The sequence below is a fragment of the Burkholderia sp. GbtcB21 genome (assembly GCF_019091065.1).
Lineage (GTDB): Bacteria > Pseudomonadota > Gammaproteobacteria > Burkholderiales > Burkholderiaceae > Burkholderia > Burkholderia pyrrocinia_C.
The window spans coordinates 1-236 of the sequence record NZ_JAGXKA010000471.1 but is presented as its reverse complement, the minus strand read 5'-3'; the positions used below and the strand labels follow the sequence as shown (position 1 = coordinate 236).

At 75.4% G+C, this 236-nt stretch carries 1 protein-coding gene; it reads right to left on the bottom strand.

Going from position 1 to position 236, the window contains the following annotated elements:
* Window positions 1–236: ethanolamine ammonia-lyase light chain EutC (locus tag KVT39_RS37395; RefSeq protein ID WP_217591526.1), on the bottom strand; the 236-nt coding region annotated here is incomplete at both ends.

Genomic DNA, 236 nt, shown 5'->3' with positions numbered 1-236 from the left:
AACCGGCCAGCAGCCCGAGGCTGACATCGGGAAGCTTGCGGCCGAGATCGGGCCGCCGCAGATAGTGGTCGCGGTCCGGAGCGGCGCTCTGCACGCCGTGCGTCGGCAACAGGCCGGCCGCCTCGATCTCGCGCCGCAGCGCGTCCGCGTCGAGCGGCTGGTGAACGGCGTCGCGCGCCTGCGCGTGCGACAGGGTGAAGGCCAGCAGCGGCGCGGTCGGCAGGCTGGAGCCCGCG